Raw genomic sequence first — 17,833 nt, 5'->3', positions numbered from 1 at the left:
GATGCCGGAACGGGGGGTTTCCGAGTGACCGGGTAGGCTGGATCTCTGTTCCCCGGCCCGGGAAAACGCGGGTCACGTGGGGCGTGAGGGGAGCCCGGGGGCGGGAAGGCAGTGCTGACGCATGGACAGGGACACAGGGGCCAGGGGGCGTGAGCATGCCGTCGACTGGCTGGAAATAGCGAGTGACCTGCCCCATCTGTTCGCCAGACTGTCCGAACTCGTTCACGGAGCGGGTTACGCGCCCGAGGACATCGTTCTGATACCGCGCTCCGAGCTCGACCGCCGCGAGACCGCGGCGTTCACCGCCGGCTGGGCCGAGGCCGTGGCCGAGGACCTGCCCCGGCTGCGCCGCGAGTACGAGAAGCGCATCGCCGAGGCGTACGCCGCGGGCAGCGCCGGCCGCCGGGGCGGCCCGCGCGGCCCGGGCCACGGCCGGGACGCCGACGTGATCCGGCTGCCGTTCGCCGCGCTGATCGAGCCGCCCGCGATGGTGCGCGAGGTCGAGGACCGGGTGCGCCGCGCCCAGGCCGCCCTGGGCCGCCTGTCGGACACCGGCCACGCCCAGGCCGCCGAGGACGACGGTGCGGACGGTGCGGACGGTGCGGACGGCCCGGACGGGGGCCGGGCCGCGGGCCGGGCGCGCCGGCACGACGACTCCGACGGCCCCGACAGCCCCGACGGCGGAGGCGAGGGGGTCACCGATGGCGGTGCCCCGGTCGGGCGGTCCGTCGGGGCCGTGGACTGCGTCGACTCCGTCGACTCCGCGGACTCAGTCGATTCCGGCGGTGTCGCGGACTCCGGTGCGGGTGGGGCGGACGGCGAGGACGCGGGCGCCGCGCGCGCGAGCGGCGCGGGGCCGCTCGCCGTCCAGCAGGTCCGCGAGAAGCGGACGCCGCCGGCCAGCCGCAAGGTCGTCCGCCGCAACGGGCGTCCGATCGTGCCCCCGTTGGACGCGGTGCCCGTGCAGGCCCGCCCGCCCGGGCAGTCCGCCGACGCCCAGGGGCCGGGCGAGCCCCGGCGCCGGAGCCTGACCTCCCGGGCCCGCGCGCTCGCGGACGACATGGAGACCAAGGGGGGCGGAACCAGGCCCGTGGCCCCGGAGGGCAGCCGCTGACACGGCGCCGACCGGGGCCCGGTGGCTCGTGGGCCGACGGCCGGGACTCAGCCGAAGAACCGTACGAGCTGCTGCGGCGAGGGAGCCGGTTCGGCGGCCCGCACCGCCTCCCCGCCGGTGTCGGGGCCGTCCTCGTCCGGTCCGGCGTCGCCCCGGAGGGGCTTGCCGTCCGGGCGCGGCACCGGCTCCGGCGCGTCCAGCGGATCGGCGTCCTCCTCGGAGTTGACCGAGGCGAACATCCAGTTCGCGGCCGCGAGATGGTCCACCGTCGCCGCCAGCAGGTGGTCGGTCACCGACCAGTCGGCGGCCTCGCCGAACAGTTCCCGGTTGACGGAGCTCTCCCGCGGGAGGTGCTTGACCAGGACCTGGAGCCGGCGCGAGGACAGTTCCCCGCGGTGCCAGTCCAGCAGGTCCTTGCCGTAGTAGCGGAGCAGGTCCGCTTCGAGGGCCTCGGCGTGTTCGTCGACGAACTCGGCGAGGCTCAGCCTTCCCCCAGGCCGAGCCCCGTCTCCTTGCCGTAGGCCTCCAGGATGGCGGCGATGTCCTGCATCGTGATGTCGTGCCGCTCGAACTCCGTGAACTGCTTCTCGCCCAGCAGGAGCCGGAGCAGGCCGTCCACGTCGTTGTCGTCGAGCTTGCGCAGCCCCTTGGCGGCGGCGCGGGAGAGCTCGGTGGGGAGGGTGTAGGTCGCGCCGTCCAGCTCGAAGGACCAGGTGCGGCCGAGGGCCTCCTGGCGCTGGGCGCGGGCCGCGTTGACGTCGAAGCCTGCCATGGTGATGCGTCTCCTCAGGATGAGTGGGTCGAGAAGGGGGGAGAGAAGGGGAGAGAAGGGGAGGGGCGGGGCGGCGGGGGGCCGCCGCCCCGCCCCGGGGCGGATCAGACCGCGGCGTACGCGCTGTCCTTCATGACGAAGCTCGCCAGCGGCTTGTCGTCGCCCGCCGTCAGGGCGGTGAAGGTGATGCCGAGCGTGGACGCCGCCTTGCGGGCCAGCTTGATGTCGTCGGAGGCGGTGACCTGGCCGCGCGGGATGTAGAAGCGGTAGGTCACGACCGAGCCGTCGCTGGCCTTGGTGTCCGTGAACTCCAGGCCGAGGGCGCGGGAGTCGGCCTTCGGGGAGTCCGCGATGTCGTAGCGGTAGATGCCGTTGGACGGAGTCGCCTCGTCGGCCACCGCGCCGCCGCCCATGAAGAACGGCAGGGTCAGCTCGTTGAACTGGAGCAGCGAGAACTTCAGGCTCAGGTCCCGGTCCGAGTACGTGAAGTGGACCGGGCTGACCGCCTGCCACGAGTCGACCGGCTCCAGCTTGTCCTTCTTGGCGAAGGTGACGCCGTCGCTGGTGGTGAAGCCGAGGTCCTTCCAGTTGGCGCCCCAGTCGGTGTCCGGCTTGCCGGTGAACGCCGTCGGCAGCGCCGTGCCGGCGGCCGCCACGAAGATGCGGCCGCTGCCGGCCACACGGATCTCGGACGAGTTTCCTGCCATGGTGCTTCTCCTTATATAGGGGTGCGCCGTCCCGGTCCCGTGGAGACTCCGGAGACGTCCGGGGTACGGGTACGGAGGTGCGGGTACGGCAGAGGCCCCGCCGGACGGCGGGGCCTCGGTCTGGGGGCCCGCGCGCGGGGGCGCGCCGGGCGGGAGTGGTGGCCGGAGGTGGCTGCCGGGGGGTGGCCGGCGGGCCGTCAGAAGACGGTCAGCGACACCTGGATGACGCACACGTAGCGGTTGGCCGCCGCGTACAGGTAGTCCGGCAGCCAGCGCGGACCGTCGTGCTCGACGACGTCCGTGAAGGTGTTGCGGCCGTACGTCTTCCCGATCGCGGCGAGCAGGGCCCGGCGGGCCGCGTTGGCCAGGGTGTGGGCGGCCGCCTTGTCGGGGCCGTACACCTCCAGCTCGATCAGCGGCATGTCGACGTGCAGGTCGCCGGTCCAGGCGCCGCCGCGCCGGTTGACGAGGACGGCGCGCTGCGTGCCGTTGAACCCGGCGGGCGGGGTCACGGCGACGACGGCGGTGGAGAGCGCGGAGTCCGCTTCGAGGACGTCGACGACCAGGGCCTCGACGTCGGGGAAGGCACTCGGAGGAGGAGTGGTCACGACGGTTCACCTCGGGTGGTGGGTGGCGGGATGCCGGGCGGCGCCCGAAGGGGGGAGAGGGGCGCCGCCCGACACGGAAGCGGCGGGGCCGCCGCCCGTCCTGCGGGCGCAGCTCCGCCGCTGCACCAACTGTGACACGTTGCGTGCGAGCGCGCAACTAATTCGACGGTCGGCCGGCATCCGGGCGGAACGGGCCGGGAACGACCTCCGAACCGGCTGCCCCCGGCCTCCGGCCCCGGTCCGCGGCGGGGCCGTGCGCGGAACGGGCGCGGGCAGGGGCCGGGCCGGCTGGGCCGTGCAGGCTCCGGGGTCGGGCCGCGCCCCGGGCCCGCTGCGGCCCGGCCCCGGAAACGGCGGATGCCCGGCCTCCGGGAGGGAGGCCGGGCATCGGGGAGGGGCGGGGGAAGGGGGGGCGGGGCCCGTCCCGGAGCCGGGTCCGGGGCCCCCGAACCCGGCGCCCGCTCGCCCCGTACATCCCGCTCGCCCCGTGCATCACGTGCATCCGTACGTCCTACGGTGCGGTGTCCGCGTGCCGTACCGGTGCGGGCTCCGGCCCCGGTGTCGGGCGGTGTGCGCGGCGGCTGGCGGCGCGCTCCGCCGCGAAGACGTCCTCCAGCCGGAACAGCTGGGCCCGGCCGGCCCTGCCGGCCGCGGTCAGCCGGCCCAGCTGGACCCACTTGCGGATGGTGGCCGGAGCCACCCCCGCCTCGTGTGCGGCCAGCGGTCCGGGGACCAGGACGGGCAGGGCGAGGGACAGCGGGAGGGGAGCGGGAGGGGTCACTGCGGGATGCCTTCCATCGCGGAGTCGATTTCCTCGGGACGGCAGCCCGCCGCCGCGACCAGGCCGCCCCACTCGGCCTCGGGCCACAGGTGGCGGTAGGCCGGGTCGTCGTGGCAGCCGCACCCGCCGTCGGTGCACCGGCAGGCCGGGTTCACGCACAGCACGGCCCGGCGGTCCGGGAACGCCCGCAGCGAGACCGAATCGCACCACGGGCACCGCCCCGACACCCGCACCACCTGCTCGGTGTCGCCGAGCGCGCGGGCGCAGCGACGGGCCATGCGGCGCGTCTCGTCCCGTACGTGCCGGGCCAGGACGGGGTGCGCCGCGACCTCGTCGAGCAGGGCCGCGAGGCGGCGCAGCCGCTCCGGCACCAGTGCGCGCCGGGGGCGCGGGAGGCCGAGCCGGGCGCGGACGGCCTCCTCCAGCTCGACCACGCCGTCGGTGATGTCGCGGATGGCGTCGGAGACGTGCAGCCGCAGCGGCGCGGCGCTGCGCCCGGGCGCCGTCAGGCCGTGGTCCTGCTGGAGCAGCAGGGCCTCGCGCCGCTCCTCCCGTACGAGGGCGTCGTCGCGCGGGGAGCGCCGCGCGGGGACCGCGGAGCTGAACGGAGCGGCGCGACCGGGAGCCAACTCCTCGCACAGTTCGGGGAAGTGGCGGATCAGCGAGCCGATCCAGAGGGCGCTGTCGGTCGTGGTGGTGGCGGTCTGATCAGTCACGGGGGCTCCCGGAGGACGAGGGGACGGCGGCGGGCCGGCCGTTGCGCCACAGCCGGCCGCCGCAGACGCCGTCGAACAGGCTCTCGGCCGGGGCCACGGCCGATACGCACTGCCGCCGGACGGGGCAGACGGCGCAGGCCCGCAGCGCGGGGGCGGCGTCCTTGGGCTTCCGGGCGAAGACGACCGCCGGCGGCAGCCCGGCGCACGCGGCGGCGGCCTGCCAGTACCCGTCCACCGCGGCCGCCCCGACCGCGGCGGGCCGGGCCGGGACCGGACCCGGTGTCGGCGCGGTGGCGGGACGGGCGGCGTGGAGCGGGGGGCGGGCCGTCCGCACGGGCGGGGCCGGCGGCGCCGGGGGGCAGGAACGGGCCGGGGGAGCGGGGGACGGGGGGCGGGACAGGGCGAGGGGCATGGCGACTCCGCGACGGTGGGACTGCCGTGGCTCACGGCGCGATCACTGTGACACGTTGCGTGCGAGCGCGCAATCAAGAACCCTTTACCGTAGGGTGTGGCGAATTGGTGGAGGGTATAATTCTGTGCGCGCAAGCACGCTAGGCTGTGATCTCATGGAGCGGACTGCGGACTTGAGGAGCGGCACATGAGCACTCTCGAATTGGACGCGTTCGCGGCCTGGGTCGAAGGCCTCATGCGGGAGCGCGGCTACGACATCGACACCCCGCGGGGCGGTGGCAAGTCGAGGATCGCCGACGAGGCCGGAGTCCACCGGGCCGCCGTCACGCGACTGCTCCAGCGGCAGAGCATGCCCGACCTGGAGACCATGCGGCGGATCGCCCCGCTGCTGGGCGTATCGGTGCGCGACATGCTGATCCGGTCCGGCCGGGTCAGCCCCGAGGAGCTCCCGTTCGCCTCGCAGGGGGCGCCACCCGGGGGCAGGCCCCCGACCATCGAGGACTTCGCCCGTTGGCTCGGCGTCCCCGAGGGCCGTCGCGAGGTGTTCGTCAAGGTCGTCAGCCAGTTCCTGGAGCCGGACGCGGCGGCCGCCGGGGGCGACGCCCCCGTCGAGACGCCCGCCGACGCCCCGGCCGCCGCGGAAGGCCGCCGCCGGGCCCGGGACTGACCCCGGACCGACCCGGCACCGACCTCGGACCGCCTCGGGACCGACCCGCGACTGACCCGGGACTGACCCGGGACCGACCTCGGACCGCCTCGGGGCCGGCCCGCCCGGCCGTCGGCGGCCCCGTGCCGCCGGCCGCGTCCGGGCGCCGCACCCGCCCGGCAGCGGCCCCCCGCCCGGCCCCGCCCGGCGCGCCGCGCGTACCGACCGGCCCCCGGACGCGGCGGGTGCTCCGCTTGCGCCCGGTGTGTTTTCGTGCTGGGCATTTGTTTTGACCTACCTCTGTGAGGTAGGTACGCTCTGACCTTGTGCCTGGGGTGTGCCTCGGCTCCCGTGCGTGTCCATCAACCGCATGTGGGTCGGATCGGCCACCGCGATCCATGCGTTTCCGTGCTTGCGCGGAGGTCCGCCGGATCCGACACACCCGACCGCGTGGGTCGGCAAATGTTCCAGGTTAGCTTCACTACACGGCACACAGAAACCGGAGAAGTAGTGCCTACGATCCAGCAGCTGGTCCGGAAGGGCCGGCAGGACAAGGTCGAGAAGACAAAGACCCCCGCGCTTGAGGCTTCGCCCCAGCGTCGTGGCGTCTGCACGCGTGTGTTCACGACCACCCCGAAGAAGCCGAACTCGGCGCTGCGTAAGGTCGCGCGTGTGCGTCTGACCTCCGGCATCGAGGTCACGGCCTACATTCCGGGTGAGGGACACAACCTGCAGGAGCACTCGATCGTGCTCGTGCGTGGTGGCCGTGTGAAGGACCTGCCGGGTGTTCGCTACAAGATCATCCGCGGTGCGCTTGACACCCAGGCTGTCAAGAACCGCAAGCAGGCCCGCAGCCGCTACGGCGCCAAGAAGGAGAAGTAAGAATGCCTCGTAAGGGCCCCGCCCCGAAGCGCCCGGTCATCATCGACCCGGTCTACGCATCTCCTCTGGTGACGTCGCTCATCAACAAGATCCTCCTGAACGGCAAGCGCTCCACCGCCGAGCGCATCGTCTACGGCGCCATGGAAGGCCTCCGCGAGAAGACCGGCAACGACCCGGTCATCACGCTGAAGCGCGCGCTGGAGAACGTCAAGCCGTCGCTGGAGGTCAAGTCCCGCCGTGTCGGTGGCGCGACCTACCAGGTCCCCGTCGAGGTCAAGCCGGGTCGCCAGTCGACCCTGGCCCTCCGCTGGCTCGTGGGCTACTCCCGCGCCCGCCGCGAGAAGACCATGACCGAGCGCCTCATGAACGAGCTCCTCGACGCCTCGAACGGCCTCGGTGCGGCCGTCAAGAAGCGTGAGGACACGCACAAGATGGCCGAGTCCAACAAGGCCTTCGCGCACTACCGCTGGTAGTCCCACCCCACATCGAGACCGAGAGAAGACCGAAGCCTTATGGCTACCACTTCGCTTGACCTGGCCAAGGTCCGCAACATCGGGATCATGGCCCACATCGACGCGGGCAAGACGACCACCACCGAGCGCATCCTGTTCTACACCGGTGTGTCGTACAAGATCGGTGAAGTCCACGACGGCGCCGCCACGATGGACTGGATGGAGCAGGAGCAGGAGCGTGGTATCACCATCACGTCTGCCGCGACGACCTGCCACTGGCCCCTCGACGACGTTGACCACACGATCAACATCATCGACACCCCGGGTCACGTCGACTTCACCGTCGAGGTGGAGCGTTCGCTCCGCGTCCTCGACGGTGCCGTCACCGTCTTCGACGGTGTCGCCGGTGTGGAGCCGCAGTCCGAGACGGTCTGGCGCCAGGCCGACCGTTACGGCGTGCCCCGCATCTGCTTCGTCAACAAGCTGGACCGCACCGGCGCCGAGTTCCACCGCTGCGTCGAGATGATCAAGGACCGCCTCGGTGCGGTTCCGATCGTCATGCAGCTGCCGATCGGTGCCGAGGCCGACTTCCAGGGTGTTGTCGACCTGGTCACCATGAAGGCGTTCGTCTGGTCCGCCGAGGCGACCAAGGGCGAGATGTACGACATCGTCGACATCCCGGCCACGCACACCGAGGCCGCCGAGGAATGGCGCGCCAAGCTCGTGGAGCAGGTCGCCGAGAACGACGACGAGGTCATGGAGCTGTTCCTGGAGGGCACCGAGCCCTCCGTCGAGCAGCTGCACGCCGCCGTCCGCCGGATCATCATCGGCTCGGGCAAGGGCAACGGCGCCACGATCACCGCGGTGTTCTGTGGCACGGCGTTCAAGAACAAGGGCGTTCAGCCCCTGCTCGACGCCGTCATCCGCTACCTCCCGTCGCCGCTGGACATCGAGGCCATCGAGGGTCACGACGTCCGTGACGCCGAGGTCGTCGTGAAGCGCAAGCCCTCGGACGACGAGCCCCTCGCGGCGCTCGCGTTCAAGATCATGCGCGACCCGCACCTCGGCAAGCTCACCTTCGTCCGGGTTTACTCGGGCCGCCTGGAGGCCGGCACCGCGGTGCTGAACTCCGTCAAGGGCAAGAAGGAGCGCATCGGCAAGATCTACCGCATGCACGCGAACAAGCGTGAGGAGATCGCGGCGGTGGGCGCCGGCGACATCGTCGCCGTCATGGGCCTGAAGCAGACCACCACCGGTGAGACGCTGTGTGACGACAAGGCACCCGTGATCCTGGAGTCCATGGACTTCCCGGCTCCGGTCATCCAGGTCGCCATCGAGCCCAAGTCCAAGGGTGACCAGGAGAAGCTGGGTGTCGCCATCCAGAGTCTCGCGGAGGAGGACCCCTCCTTCCACGTTCACTCGGACGAGGAGACCGGCCAGACCATCCTCGGCGGTATGGGCGAGCTGCACCTTGAGGTGCTGGTCGACCGTATGAAGCGCGAGTTCAAGGTCGAGGCCAACGTCGGCAAGCCGCAGGTGGCCTACCGCGAGACGATCCGCAAGACCGTCGAGCGTCACGACTACACCCACAAGAAGCAGACCGGTGGTACCGGTCAGTTCGCCAAGGTGCAGATCGCGATCGAGCCCATCCTCGAAGCCGACGGTCCGGCGTACGAGTTCGTGAACAAGGTCACCGGTGGCCGCATCCCGAGGGAGTACATCCCCTCGGTCGACGCCGGTGCGCAGGAAGCCATGCAGTTCGGCATCCTGGCCGGCTACGAGATGACCGGCGTCCGCGTCATTCTTCTCGACGGTGGCTACCACGAGGTCGACTCCTCGGAGCTCGCCTTCAAGATCGCCGGTTCGCAGGCCTTCAAGGAGGCCGCGCGCAAGGCGTCCCCCGTGCTCCTCGAGCCGATGATGTCCGTCGAGGTCACCACGCCCGAAGAGTCCATGGGCGATGTCATCGGTGACATCAACTCCCGCCGTGGCCAGATCCAGGCCATGGAGGAGCGTCACGGCGCACGCCTCGTGAAGGGCCTCGTGCCCCTTTCGGAGATGTTCGGCTACGTCGGAGACCTCCGCAGCAAGACCTCGGGTCGCGCCAGCTACTCGATGCAGTTCGACTCCTACGCCGAGGTTCCCCGGAACGTCGCTGAGGAGATCATCGCGAAGGCCAAGGGCGAGTAACTCTTCCGAGTACACGCTTTAGGCTTGTCACCGGAGCCTCTGGGGCAACAGGAGTAACCCTTCGTTGCCCCGGAGGGACCGGCTATCCAGCAAAGATCACCTGGCGCCGATGAGTAAGGCGTACAGAACCACTCTCCAGGAGGACCCCGTGGCGAAGGCGAAGTTCGAGCGGACTAAGCCGCACGTCAACATCGGCACCATCGGTCACATTGACCACGGTAAGACGACCCTCACGGCCGCCATTACCAAGGTGCTGCACGACGCGTACCCGGACCTGAACGAGGCCTCGGCCTTCGACCAGATCGACAAGGCTCCCGAGGAGCGCCAGCGCGGTATCACCATCTCGATCGCGCACGTCGAGTACCAGACCGAGGCGCGTCACTACGCCCACGTCGACTGCCCGGGTCACGCCGACTACATCAAGAACATGATCACCGGTGCCGCGCAGATGGACGGCGCGATCCTCGTGGTCGCCGCCACCGACGGCCCGATGCCGCAGACCAAGGAGCACGTGCTCCTGGCCCGCCAGGTCGGCGTCCCCTACATCGTCGTCGCCCTGAACAAGGCCGACATGGTGGACGACGAGGAGATCCTGGAGCTCGTCGAGCTCGAGGTCCGCGAGCTGCTCTCCGAGTACGAGTTCCCGGGCGACGACCTTCCGGTCGTCCGCGTCTCCGCGCTGAAGGCCCTTGAGGGCGACAAGGAGTGGGGCGAGAAGCTCCTCGGCCTCATGGCCGCCGTCGACGAGGCCATCCCGACCCCGCCGCGTGACACCGAGAAGCCGTTCCTCATGCCCGTCGAGGACGTCTTCACGATCACCGGTCGCGGTACGGTCGTCACCGGCCGTATCGAGCGTGGTGTCCTGAAGGTCAACGAGACCGTCGACATCATCGGTATCAAGGAGACCAAGACCACCACCACGGTCACCGGTATCGAGATGTTCCGCAAGCTGCTCGACGAGGGCCAGGCCGGCGAGAACGTCGGTCTGCTCCTCCGCGGCATCAAGCGCGAGGACGTCGAGCGCGGCCAGGTCATCATCAAGCCCGGTTCGGTCACCCCGCACACCGAGTTCGAGGCCCAGGCCTACATCCTGTCGAAGGACGAGGGTGGCCGTCACACCCCGTTCTTCAACAACTACCGCCCGCAGTTCTACTTCCGTACCACGGACGTCACGGGTGTCGTCACCCTGCCGGCCGGCACGGAGATGGTCATGCCGGGCGACAACACCGAGATGACGGTCGCGCTGATCCAGCCGGTCGCCATGGAGGAGGGCCTCAAGTTCGCCATCCGTGAGGGTGGTCGTACCGTCGGCGCCGGCCAGGTCACCAAGATCACGAAGTAATTCGTGCTCTGACCTGGTAGCCCGGTCACCGGGCACCACGTTGCACTGAAGGGCCCCGGCCCACCGCGCAGGCGGTGGGACGGGGCCCTTCGGCGTGGGCGGGACCGGCCGCGGCGGGTCCGCGCGCTGGCCGACGACGGAGGGCCGCACCCCCGTTGCGGGGTGCGGCCCTCGTGTCGTGCGGAGCGCGTGGGGGCCGGGGTCAGGCCGTCCGGAGCGACTCGGTGAACTCCTTGCACGCGGCGTAGTCCGGCAGCAGGCCGGAGGCGATCGCCTCGGCCAGCGACGGGGCGGCCTCGTCGCGGGCGGACAGCTGCGGCACGTCGGCCGGCCACTCGATGGCCAGGTCGGGGTCGAGCGGGTGCACCGCGTGCTCACCGGTCGGGTTGTACGGCTCGGAGCAGAGGTAGGAGAGCGTGGCGTCGTCGCTCAGCGCGCAGAAGCCGTGGCCCAGGCCCTCGGCGATGTAGACGGCACGGCGGTCGGCGTCGTCGAGGCGCACGCCCTCCCAGCGGCCGAAGGTGGGGGAGCCGACGCGCAGGTCGACGATCACGTCGAGGACGGCGCCGCGCACGCAGGTCACGTACTTGGCCTGGCCGGGCGGCACGTCGGCGAAGTGGACGCCGCGGACCACGCCGGCGGCGGAGACGGACAGGTTGCCCTGCGCGAGGTTCAGCGGGTGTCCGACGACCTCGGCGAGCCGGTCGAAGCGGTACCACTCGGTGAACAGGCCGCGCGGGTCGCCGTGCAGCTGAGGGGTGATCTCGAACGCGCCCTCGATGGACAGCTCGCGGAACTTCATCGGGCTTCCTCCTCGTCCAGCAGGGTCAGCAGGTAGTCGCCGTAGCCGCTCTTCGTCAGCGGTTCGGCGAGCGCGCGCAGCTGGGCCGAGTCGATCAGGCCGGCCCGCCAGGACGCCTCCTCGATGCAGCCGATCTTGAAGCCCTGGCGCTCCTCTATGACGCGCACGAACTCCGAGGCCTGCACCATCGAGACGAAGGTGCCGGTGTCCAGCCAGGCGGTGCCGCGGTCGAGGATGGTGACGTTCAGCTCGCCGGCCTGGAGGTACGCGTCGTTGACCGCGGTGATCTCCAGCTCGCCGCGGGCGCTGGGCTTCAGCCCGCGGGCTATCTCGACGACGCGGTTGTCGTAGAAGTACAGACCGGGCACGGCGTAGCGGGACTTGGGCGCGGCCGGCTTCTCCTCGATGGAGATGGCCTGGCCCTTCTCGTCGAACTCGACCACGCCGTACGCGGTCGGGTCGGCCACCGGGTAGGCGAACACGCGGCCGCCCGCGGACCCGGTGTGCTCGGAGAGCCGGGTGCCCAGGCCGCTGCCGTGGAAGATGTTGTCGCCGAGGATGAGCGCGACGGAGTCGTCGCCGATGAAGTCGGCGCCGAGGACGAAGGCCTGGGCGATCCCCTCGGGGCGCTCCTGGACGGCGTACTCCAGCCGCAGCCCGAACTGGGAGCCGTCGCCGAGCAGGCGCTCGAACTGGTCGCGGTCGTCCGGTGTGGTGATGATCAGGACTTCGGTTATGCCCGCCATCACCAGGGTGGAGAGCGGATAGTAGATCATCGGCTTGTCGAAGACGGGCAGCAGCTGCTTCGAGACTGCCCGGGTCAGCGGCCAGAGTCGCGATCCGGTGCCACCGGCCAAGAGGATTCCACGCATGGGAGAACCCTATGCGAGAGCGTGCGGGGCAACGGAGCCACGGGCCTGTGACGTTCGGCTAGCGGCTAGACTCTTCGTATTATGCGCATCCTCGTGACCGGCGGCGCCGGCTTCATCGGTTCAGAATTCGTCCGGCAGCAGCTCGGTGCGGACCCGTCGGCGCGGATCACGGTCTTCGACAAACTGACCTACTCGGGCGTCGAAGCCAACCTCGCACCGGTCGCCGACCACCCCGGATACGCCTTCGTCCAGGGCGACATCTGCGACCCGGCCGCCGTCGACCAGGTGATGGCCGGTCACGACGCGGTCGTCCACTTCGCCGCCGAGTCGCACGTGGACCGCTCCATCGCCGGTGCGGGCCCCTTCGTCCTGACCAACGTCGTGGGCACCCAGGTCCTCCTGGACGCCGCCCGCAAGCACGGGGTCGGCCGCTTCGTCCACATCTCCACCGACGAGGTCTACGGCTCGATCGCCGAGGGCTCCTGGACCGAGGAGTGGCCGCTGGTGCCGAACTCCCCGTACTCCGCGTCGAAGGCCTCCTCCGACCTGCTGGCCCTGGCCTACCACCGCACCCACGGCATGGACGTGGTGGTCACGCGCTGCTCCAACAACTACGGGCACTACCAGTTCCCGGAGAAGGTCATCCCGCTGTTCGTCTCGAACCTGATGGACGGCAAGAAGGTCCCGCTGTACGGCAACGGCGGCAACGTGCGCGACTGGCTGCACGTCTCCGACCACTGCCGCGGCATCGACCTGGCCCTGCGCAAGGGCCGCGCCGGCGAGGTCTACAACATCGGCGGCGGCACCGAGCTCACCAACAAGGAGCTCACCGGCGTCCTCCTCGACGCCGCCGGCCTCGGCTGGGACATGGTCGAGCCCGTGGAGGACCGCAAGGGCCACGACCTGCGCTACTCCATCGACATAGGCAAGATCGGCGCCGAGCTCGGCTACGCCCCGCAGATCGGCTTCGAGGACGGCATCAAGGCCACCATCGACTGGTACCGCGAGAACCGCGCCTGGTGGGAGCCGCTCAAGGCGAAGGCGGCCCTGCAGAAGTGAGCGCGAACCCCGCAGCCGCCCGCTGGCTGGTGACCGGCGCCGCCGGGATGCTCGGCCGGGACGTCCTCGCCGCCCTCGCCGACGCCGGCATCGAGGCCGTGGGCCTGCGCCGCGCCGACCTCGACATCACCGACCCCGCGGCCGTCCGCTCCGCCGTCGAGGGCGCGGCCGTCGTCGTCAACTGCGCCGCCTGGACCGACGTGGACGGCGCGGAGAGCGCCGAGACCGCGGCCACCGCCGTCAACGGCACCGGCGTACGGGTCCTCGCCGCGGCCTGCGCCGAGGCCGGCGCCCGCCTCCTGCACGTCTCCACCGACTACGTGCTGCCCGGCGACGCCACCGAGCCCTACGCCGAGTCCGCGGCCACCGGCCCGGTCAACGCGTACGGCCGCTCCAAGCTCGTCGGCGAGCAGGCCGTCGCCGAACTGCTCCCGTACGACGGCTACGTGGTCCGCACGGCCTGGCTGTACGGCGAGCACGGCCCGAACTTCGTCGCCACCATGCTCGGGCTCGCGGCCCGGCGCGACCACCTCGACGTGGTCGACGACCAGCACGGCCAGCCCACCTGGACCCGCGCCCTGGCCGCCCGCCTCGTCGAACTCGGCCTCGCCGCCCTTGCCGGGCGCGCCCCGGCCGGGGTCTACCACGGCACCGCGAGCGGCCGCACCACCTGGTTCGGGCTGGCCCGCGAGGCGTACCGGCTCAGCGGCCTGGACCCCGAGCGCATCCGCCCCACCACCTCCGAGGCGTTCGTACGCCCCGCCGCCCGGCCCGCGTTCAGTGTGCTTGGTCACGACCGCTGGGCGCGGGCCGGGCTGGAGCCGCTGCCCGGGTGGCAGGCCCAGCTCGCCGATGCCCTCGGGCGCCCCGCCTTCGCCGACCTGCTGAAGCCTCCGTCGGAGAGCTGAGCGGACCGGCCGGCCGCTCCGCACCACACGGCGCCGGGGCGGGGCCGGGGGAACCCTTCCGGGCCCGATCGGCGTCTTCTGACGTGCCATATGCTTCTACGACAAAGCCGTTGGCCCCTTCGCGCGAAAGGCGCCGCCCCCGTGCAACTCTCCGTCCTGACCTCCATCACCGGTGTGCTGGTGCTGGGGTACATCCTCGAGCTGCTGCGCCGTCAGCAACTGCGGGAGAAGTACGCCGCGATATGGCTGGCCATCGGGCTGCTGGTCGCGCCGCTCGGATTCGTGCCGAACCTGCTGGACCCGGTGGCGAAGAGCCTCGGAGTGGCCTCGGGCGCGAGCCTGGTCCTGTTCACCGGCTTCGTCCTGGTCCTGCTGGTCAGCCTGCACCTGAGCTGGGAGACCAGCCGGCTGGAGGCGGAGACCCGCATCCTCGCGGAGGACGTGGCCCTCATCCGCGCGCATCTCGTCCAGCAGGGCGGTTACCCCAGCACGTCGCCGCGCACGGAGGACTCCGGCGCCATCGAGGCACAGGTGAAGTCGTGAACGACGGTCGTCGCGTCCTGATCATCCTTCCCGCCTGGAACGAGGAGGACGGACTGCCCTCCGTCCTGCGCGAGATCCAGGCCCAACTGCCCTACGTCGACACCCTGGTGGTCGACGACGGCTCGACGGACAACACCGCCGCGGTAGCGCGCGCAGCCGGTTCGGCCGTCGCCCAGCTGCCGTTCAACCTGGGCGTCGGCGGCGCGATGCGCCTCGGCTACCGCTACGCGCAGCAGCACGGCTACGACGTGGCGATCCAGGTGGACGCCGACGGCCAGCACGACCCGGCCTACGTCCCGGCCCTGCTCGAACGGCTCGCCACCGGCGACGCCGACCTCGTCATAGGCGCCCGGTTCGCCGGCGACGGCGACTACCAGGTGCGCGGTCCGCGCAAGTGGGCGATGTCGTTGCTGTCCGTGGTGCTCTCCCGGATCACCCGGACCAAGCTCACCGACACCACCTCGGGTTTCCGGGCCTGCAACCGGCCCCTCATAGAATTCTTCGCCCGCTGGTACCCGGTCGAGTACCTCGGCGACACCATCGAGTCCATGGTCGGCGCCGCCCGCTCGGGCTTCACCGTCCGCCAGGTCCCCGTGGCGATGCGGGCCCGCACCACCGGCCGGCCGAGCGCCTCGCCGCTCAAGGCGATGGTCTACCTCACCCGGGCCGGCCTGGTGCTGCTGCTCGCGATGATCCGGCGCATGCCCAAGGAACTGAAGGCGTTCGCCCCCGGCTCCCCGTCCTACGACGCCTCCCGACGGCGCACCGCCGAGCAGCTCGGCCGTGAGCTGACGAAGGCCTAGGCGGAGACGATGTCGCGTTTCGAAATCCTGTTGCCGTACTACGGCGACGTCGCGCTGATGCAGGACGCGGTCCGCAGCGTCCTGGCCCAGGACGGTGACGACTGGCGGCTCACGGTCGTCGACGACGGCAGCGAGCCGGACGTCCCCGGCTGGTTCGCAGCCCTGGCGGACCCGCGGGTCCGCTACTTCCGCAACGAGCACAACCTCGGTGTGACCGGCAACTTCAACCGCTGCGTCGAGCTCGCCGAGTACGAGTACCTGGTCCTCATGGGCTGCGACGACCTCATGCACCCGAACTACCTCCAGGTGGTGCGGGCGGCGGCCGACCGCGAGCCGTCCGCCGCGATGATCCAGCCGGGGGTCCGGGTGATCGGCACCGACGGGCTGCCGTTCGACACCCTGGTCGACCGCACCAAGCGCAAGCTGTACTCGCCCCAGGGGCAGGAGCGGGCCCTGCTCGGCGGGGAGGAGCTGGCCGCCGGCCTGCTGCGCGGCAACTGGCTGTACTTCCCGTCCATCTGCTGGCGGACCGAAGCGGTCAAGCCCTTCGGTTTCCGTGCCGACCTGGGCGTGATCCAGGACCTCGCCCTCGTCATCGACCTGCTGGTCGCGGGGGAGACCCTGGCCACCACGCCGGAGGTCTGCTTCAGCTACCGCCGGCACGCCGGCAGCGAGTCCTCGGCGAAGGCCTACACCGGCCACCGCTTCGAGGAGGCCAAGCGCTTCTTCCTGGAAACCGCCGACCGGCTGGAACGGCACGGCTGGCCGCACGCCGCCAAGATCTCCCGGCTCCACCTCTCCTCCCGGCTGCACGCGATCACCCTGCTGCCCGGCGCCGTCAAGCACGCCGGCCGGCCCGGCGTCAGGGCGATGCTCCGCCACGCCACGCGCTGAGCGTGCGGCCTTCGAAAGCACCCCGATGAACCCGATCTCGAAACTGCTCAAGGCCCTGCCCCCCGGGACCACCATGGTCGCGGGGGGCACCGCCGTGCTGGGCGCCGCCTCCTACATCCACCTCGCCGTCGCCGGACACAGCCTCTCCAAGGCCGACATGGCCGGCGTCTCGGTCCTGTGGACCCTGGTGATGTCCGTCGGGATCGGCCTGTTCTTCCCGGTGGAGCAGGAACTCACCCGGATCGTCGCGGCCCGTACGGTGCGGGGCGAGGGCGTCGCTCCCGTACTCCGGAAGGCGGCGTTGCTGACCGCGGGCATCCTCGCCGCGGTGCTCGGCGTGCTCGCCGTCTTCGCCGGGCCCATCGCCGACCGGCTCTTCCAGGGCGACCGCCAGCTGGTCGCCGTGCTCGGCGGCGCCTTCGCCGGGATGGCCGTGTGCTACCTCACCCGGGGCGTCCTGGCGGGGACCGGGCGGTTCACCCCGTACGGCTCGCAGCTCGCCGTGGACGGTGGCCTGCGGATCGTTCTGGCGTTCGCCTGCGCCGCCGCCGGACTCCACTCGGCGCTCGCCTTCAGTCTGATCCTCGTCGTGTCGCCGGTGGTGGCGCTGCTGGTCACGCTGCGCCCGACCCTGCGCGCGGCCCGGCCCGGCGGCACCATCCGGACCCCCGAGCTGGTTCGCGGTCTCGGACCGCTGATCGCCGCGACCCTGCTGGCCCAAGCGGTGGTGAACGCGGCGGTGATGAGCACCCAGCTGCTCGAACCCCACCGCACCGCGCTGATCTCGGCCCTGCTCAGCGCACTGGTGCTGGCCCGCGTGCCGCTGTTCGTCTTCGGTTCGCTGCAGGCCTCGCTGCTGTCGGGTCTGTCCACCGTGGTGGCCGCGGGCGACCCCCAGGGCTTCGCCCGGATGCTCCGCAAGGCCTGCCTGGTGGTGCTCGGCCTCGGTGTCGTGGGCGGTGTACCCGCCGTGCTGATCGGGCCCTGGCTGATCGAGGTGCTGTTCGGCGCGTCGCCCGGGCAGCTGGGTCACCTGGACTTCCTGTGGTTCGCCTCCGGGACCACCTGCTACATGCTCGCGATGGTGCTCGGCCAGGCCCAGATGGTCCTGCACAAGCACCGTGCCCAGCTGGCCTGCTGGGCGTTCGGCACCGCGGTGCTGCTGGGCATCACCGTGCTCCCCGGCGACATCGCACTGCGGGTGGGCCTCGCCTACGCGGTCGGCTCGCTGGCCGCCGCCGCCGCGATGCTGCTGACGCTGCGCGGCGCGGTGGCCCCCCGTACGACCGCCGCAGCGGTACCCAACGGACATCTCACGGAAGTCTGACCTG

21 protein-coding genes are annotated in these 17,833 nt (G+C 71.4%); 12 read left to right on the top strand and 9 right to left on the bottom strand.

The window, feature by feature from the left end:
- The first annotated feature begins 121 nt into the window (after window positions 1-121).
- Window positions 122-1,114, top strand: a complete 993-nt coding sequence (locus tag CP968_RS14015; RefSeq protein ID WP_150518328.1) for a hypothetical protein — start codon at window positions 122-124, stop codon at window positions 1,112-1,114.
- 47 nt (window positions 1,115-1,161) lie between these two features.
- Here CP968_RS14015 and CP968_RS14010 read toward each other — a convergent pair whose 3' ends face one another.
- The 7 genes from CP968_RS14010 to CP968_RS34820 all read right to left on the bottom strand — a co-directional run bounded on the left by CP968_RS14010 (window position 1,162) and on the right by CP968_RS34820 (window position 5,110).
- The gene (locus CP968_RS14010) at window positions 1,162-1,548 is read right to left on the bottom strand and encodes a hypothetical protein (RefSeq protein ID WP_150518327.1); all 387 of its coding nucleotides are present in this window, start codon (window positions 1,546-1,548) and stop codon (window positions 1,162-1,164) included.
- Between the two features lie 47 nt (window positions 1,549-1,595).
- The gene (locus CP968_RS14005; protein ID WP_150518326.1) at window positions 1,596-1,886 is read right to left on the bottom strand and encodes a hypothetical protein; all 291 of its coding nucleotides are present in this window, start codon (window positions 1,884-1,886) and stop codon (window positions 1,596-1,598) included.
- A 104-nt stretch (window positions 1,887-1,990) separates the two neighbouring features.
- Window positions 1,991-2,593 (bottom strand): phage tail tube protein, encoded by a 603-nt coding sequence (locus tag CP968_RS14000; protein WP_150518325.1) that lies wholly within the window; start codon window positions 2,591-2,593, stop codon window positions 1,991-1,993.
- Between the two features lie 197 nt (window positions 2,594-2,790).
- The gene (locus CP968_RS13995; RefSeq protein ID WP_150518324.1) at window positions 2,791-3,201 is read right to left on the bottom strand and encodes a hypothetical protein; all 411 of its coding nucleotides are present in this window, start codon (window positions 3,199-3,201) and stop codon (window positions 2,791-2,793) included.
- 511 nt (window positions 3,202-3,712) lie between these two features.
- Window positions 3,713-3,958, bottom strand: a complete 246-nt coding sequence (locus tag CP968_RS13990) for a MerR family transcriptional regulator (RefSeq protein ID WP_229886042.1) — start codon at window positions 3,956-3,958, stop codon at window positions 3,713-3,715.
- A gap of 20 nt (window positions 3,959-3,978) precedes the next feature.
- Window positions 3,979-4,698, bottom strand: coding sequence for a hypothetical protein (locus CP968_RS13985; protein WP_150518323.1), 720 nt, complete (start codon window positions 4,696-4,698; stop codon window positions 3,979-3,981).
- A complete protein-coding gene (locus CP968_RS34820) occupies window positions 4,691-5,110 on the bottom strand; it encodes a WhiB family transcriptional regulator (protein WP_229886003.1) in 420 nt (139 codons plus the stop codon). Before CP968_RS34820 ends, CP968_RS13985 begins: the two co-directional genes overlap by 8 nt.
- A gap of 186 nt (window positions 5,111-5,296) precedes the next feature.
- Between CP968_RS34820 and CP968_RS13975 the strand changes: the two genes are divergently transcribed.
- From CP968_RS13975 to tuf, 5 genes are all read left to right on the top strand, one after another.
- A complete protein-coding gene (locus tag CP968_RS13975; RefSeq protein WP_150518322.1) occupies window positions 5,297-5,776 on the top strand; it encodes a helix-turn-helix domain-containing protein in 480 nt (159 codons plus the stop codon).
- Window positions 5,777-6,265: 489 nt separating this feature from the next.
- Entirely contained in the window at window positions 6,266-6,637 is a 372-nt protein-coding gene (rpsL, locus tag CP968_RS13970) for a 30S ribosomal protein S12 (protein ID WP_007265893.1), read from the top strand.
- 2 nt (window positions 6,638-6,639) lie between these two features.
- Complete coding sequence (gene rpsG / locus CP968_RS13965) at window positions 6,640-7,110, top strand: 30S ribosomal protein S7 (RefSeq protein ID WP_007265894.1); 471 nt, start codon at window positions 6,640-6,642, stop codon at window positions 7,108-7,110.
- A 39-nt stretch (window positions 7,111-7,149) separates the two neighbouring features.
- Window positions 7,150-9,279 (top strand): elongation factor G, encoded by a 2,130-nt coding sequence (gene fusA / locus CP968_RS13960; RefSeq protein ID WP_150518321.1) that lies wholly within the window; start codon window positions 7,150-7,152, stop codon window positions 9,277-9,279.
- A 148-nt stretch (window positions 9,280-9,427) separates the two neighbouring features.
- A complete protein-coding gene (tuf, locus tag CP968_RS13955) occupies window positions 9,428-10,621 on the top strand; it encodes an elongation factor Tu (RefSeq protein WP_150518320.1) in 1,194 nt (397 codons plus the stop codon).
- Window positions 10,622-10,823: 202 nt separating this feature from the next.
- On the opposite strand, the gene rfbC is transcribed toward tuf, so the two are convergent.
- Both rfbC and rfbA read right to left on the bottom strand, forming a co-directional pair.
- A complete protein-coding gene (gene rfbC, locus CP968_RS13950; protein WP_150518319.1) occupies window positions 10,824-11,423 on the bottom strand; it encodes a dTDP-4-dehydrorhamnose 3,5-epimerase in 600 nt (199 codons plus the stop codon).
- Window positions 11,420-12,295, bottom strand: coding sequence for a glucose-1-phosphate thymidylyltransferase RfbA (rfbA, locus tag CP968_RS13945; RefSeq protein ID WP_150518318.1), 876 nt, complete (start codon window positions 12,293-12,295; stop codon window positions 11,420-11,422). The genes rfbC and rfbA overlap by 4 nt, the downstream gene beginning before the upstream one ends.
- Window positions 12,296-12,376: 81 nt before the next feature.
- Between rfbA and rfbB the strand changes: the two genes are divergently transcribed.
- The 6 genes from rfbB to CP968_RS13915 all read left to right on the top strand — a co-directional run bounded on the left by rfbB (window position 12,377) and on the right by CP968_RS13915 (window position 17,829).
- The gene (rfbB, locus tag CP968_RS13940; protein ID WP_150518317.1) at window positions 12,377-13,354 is read left to right on the top strand and encodes a dTDP-glucose 4,6-dehydratase; all 978 of its coding nucleotides are present in this window, start codon (window positions 12,377-12,379) and stop codon (window positions 13,352-13,354) included.
- A 47-nt stretch (window positions 13,355-13,401) separates the two neighbouring features.
- Window positions 13,402-14,262 (top strand): dTDP-4-dehydrorhamnose reductase, encoded by an 861-nt coding sequence (rfbD, locus tag CP968_RS13935; RefSeq protein WP_229886040.1) that lies wholly within the window; start codon window positions 13,402-13,404, stop codon window positions 14,260-14,262.
- A 141-nt stretch (window positions 14,263-14,403) separates the two neighbouring features.
- Complete coding sequence (locus CP968_RS13930; RefSeq protein ID WP_150518316.1) at window positions 14,404-14,805, top strand: DUF2304 domain-containing protein; 402 nt, start codon at window positions 14,404-14,406, stop codon at window positions 14,803-14,805.
- On the top strand, window positions 14,802-15,608 hold the full coding sequence (locus CP968_RS13925; protein ID WP_150518315.1) for a glycosyltransferase family 2 protein: 807 nt from the start codon (window positions 14,802-14,804) through the stop codon (window positions 15,606-15,608). The genes CP968_RS13930 and CP968_RS13925 overlap by 4 nt, the downstream gene beginning before the upstream one ends.
- A gap of 9 nt (window positions 15,609-15,617) precedes the next feature.
- Window positions 15,618-16,502, top strand: coding sequence for a glycosyltransferase family 2 protein (locus CP968_RS13920; RefSeq protein WP_150518314.1), 885 nt, complete (start codon window positions 15,618-15,620; stop codon window positions 16,500-16,502).
- Between the two features lie 25 nt (window positions 16,503-16,527).
- Window positions 16,528-17,829 carry a lipopolysaccharide biosynthesis protein gene (locus CP968_RS13915; protein ID WP_189828840.1) on the top strand — a complete coding sequence of 434 codons (1,302 nt, stop codon included), beginning with the start codon at window positions 16,528-16,530 and terminating at the stop codon, window positions 17,827-17,829.
- Window positions 17,830-17,833: the final 4 nt, after the last annotated feature.

Source organism: Streptomyces subrutilus, from assembly GCF_008704535.1.
GTDB lineage: Bacteria > Actinomycetota > Actinomycetes > Streptomycetales > Streptomycetaceae > Streptomyces > Streptomyces subrutilus.
This window is presented reverse-complemented; position numbering and strand designations above follow the sequence as displayed.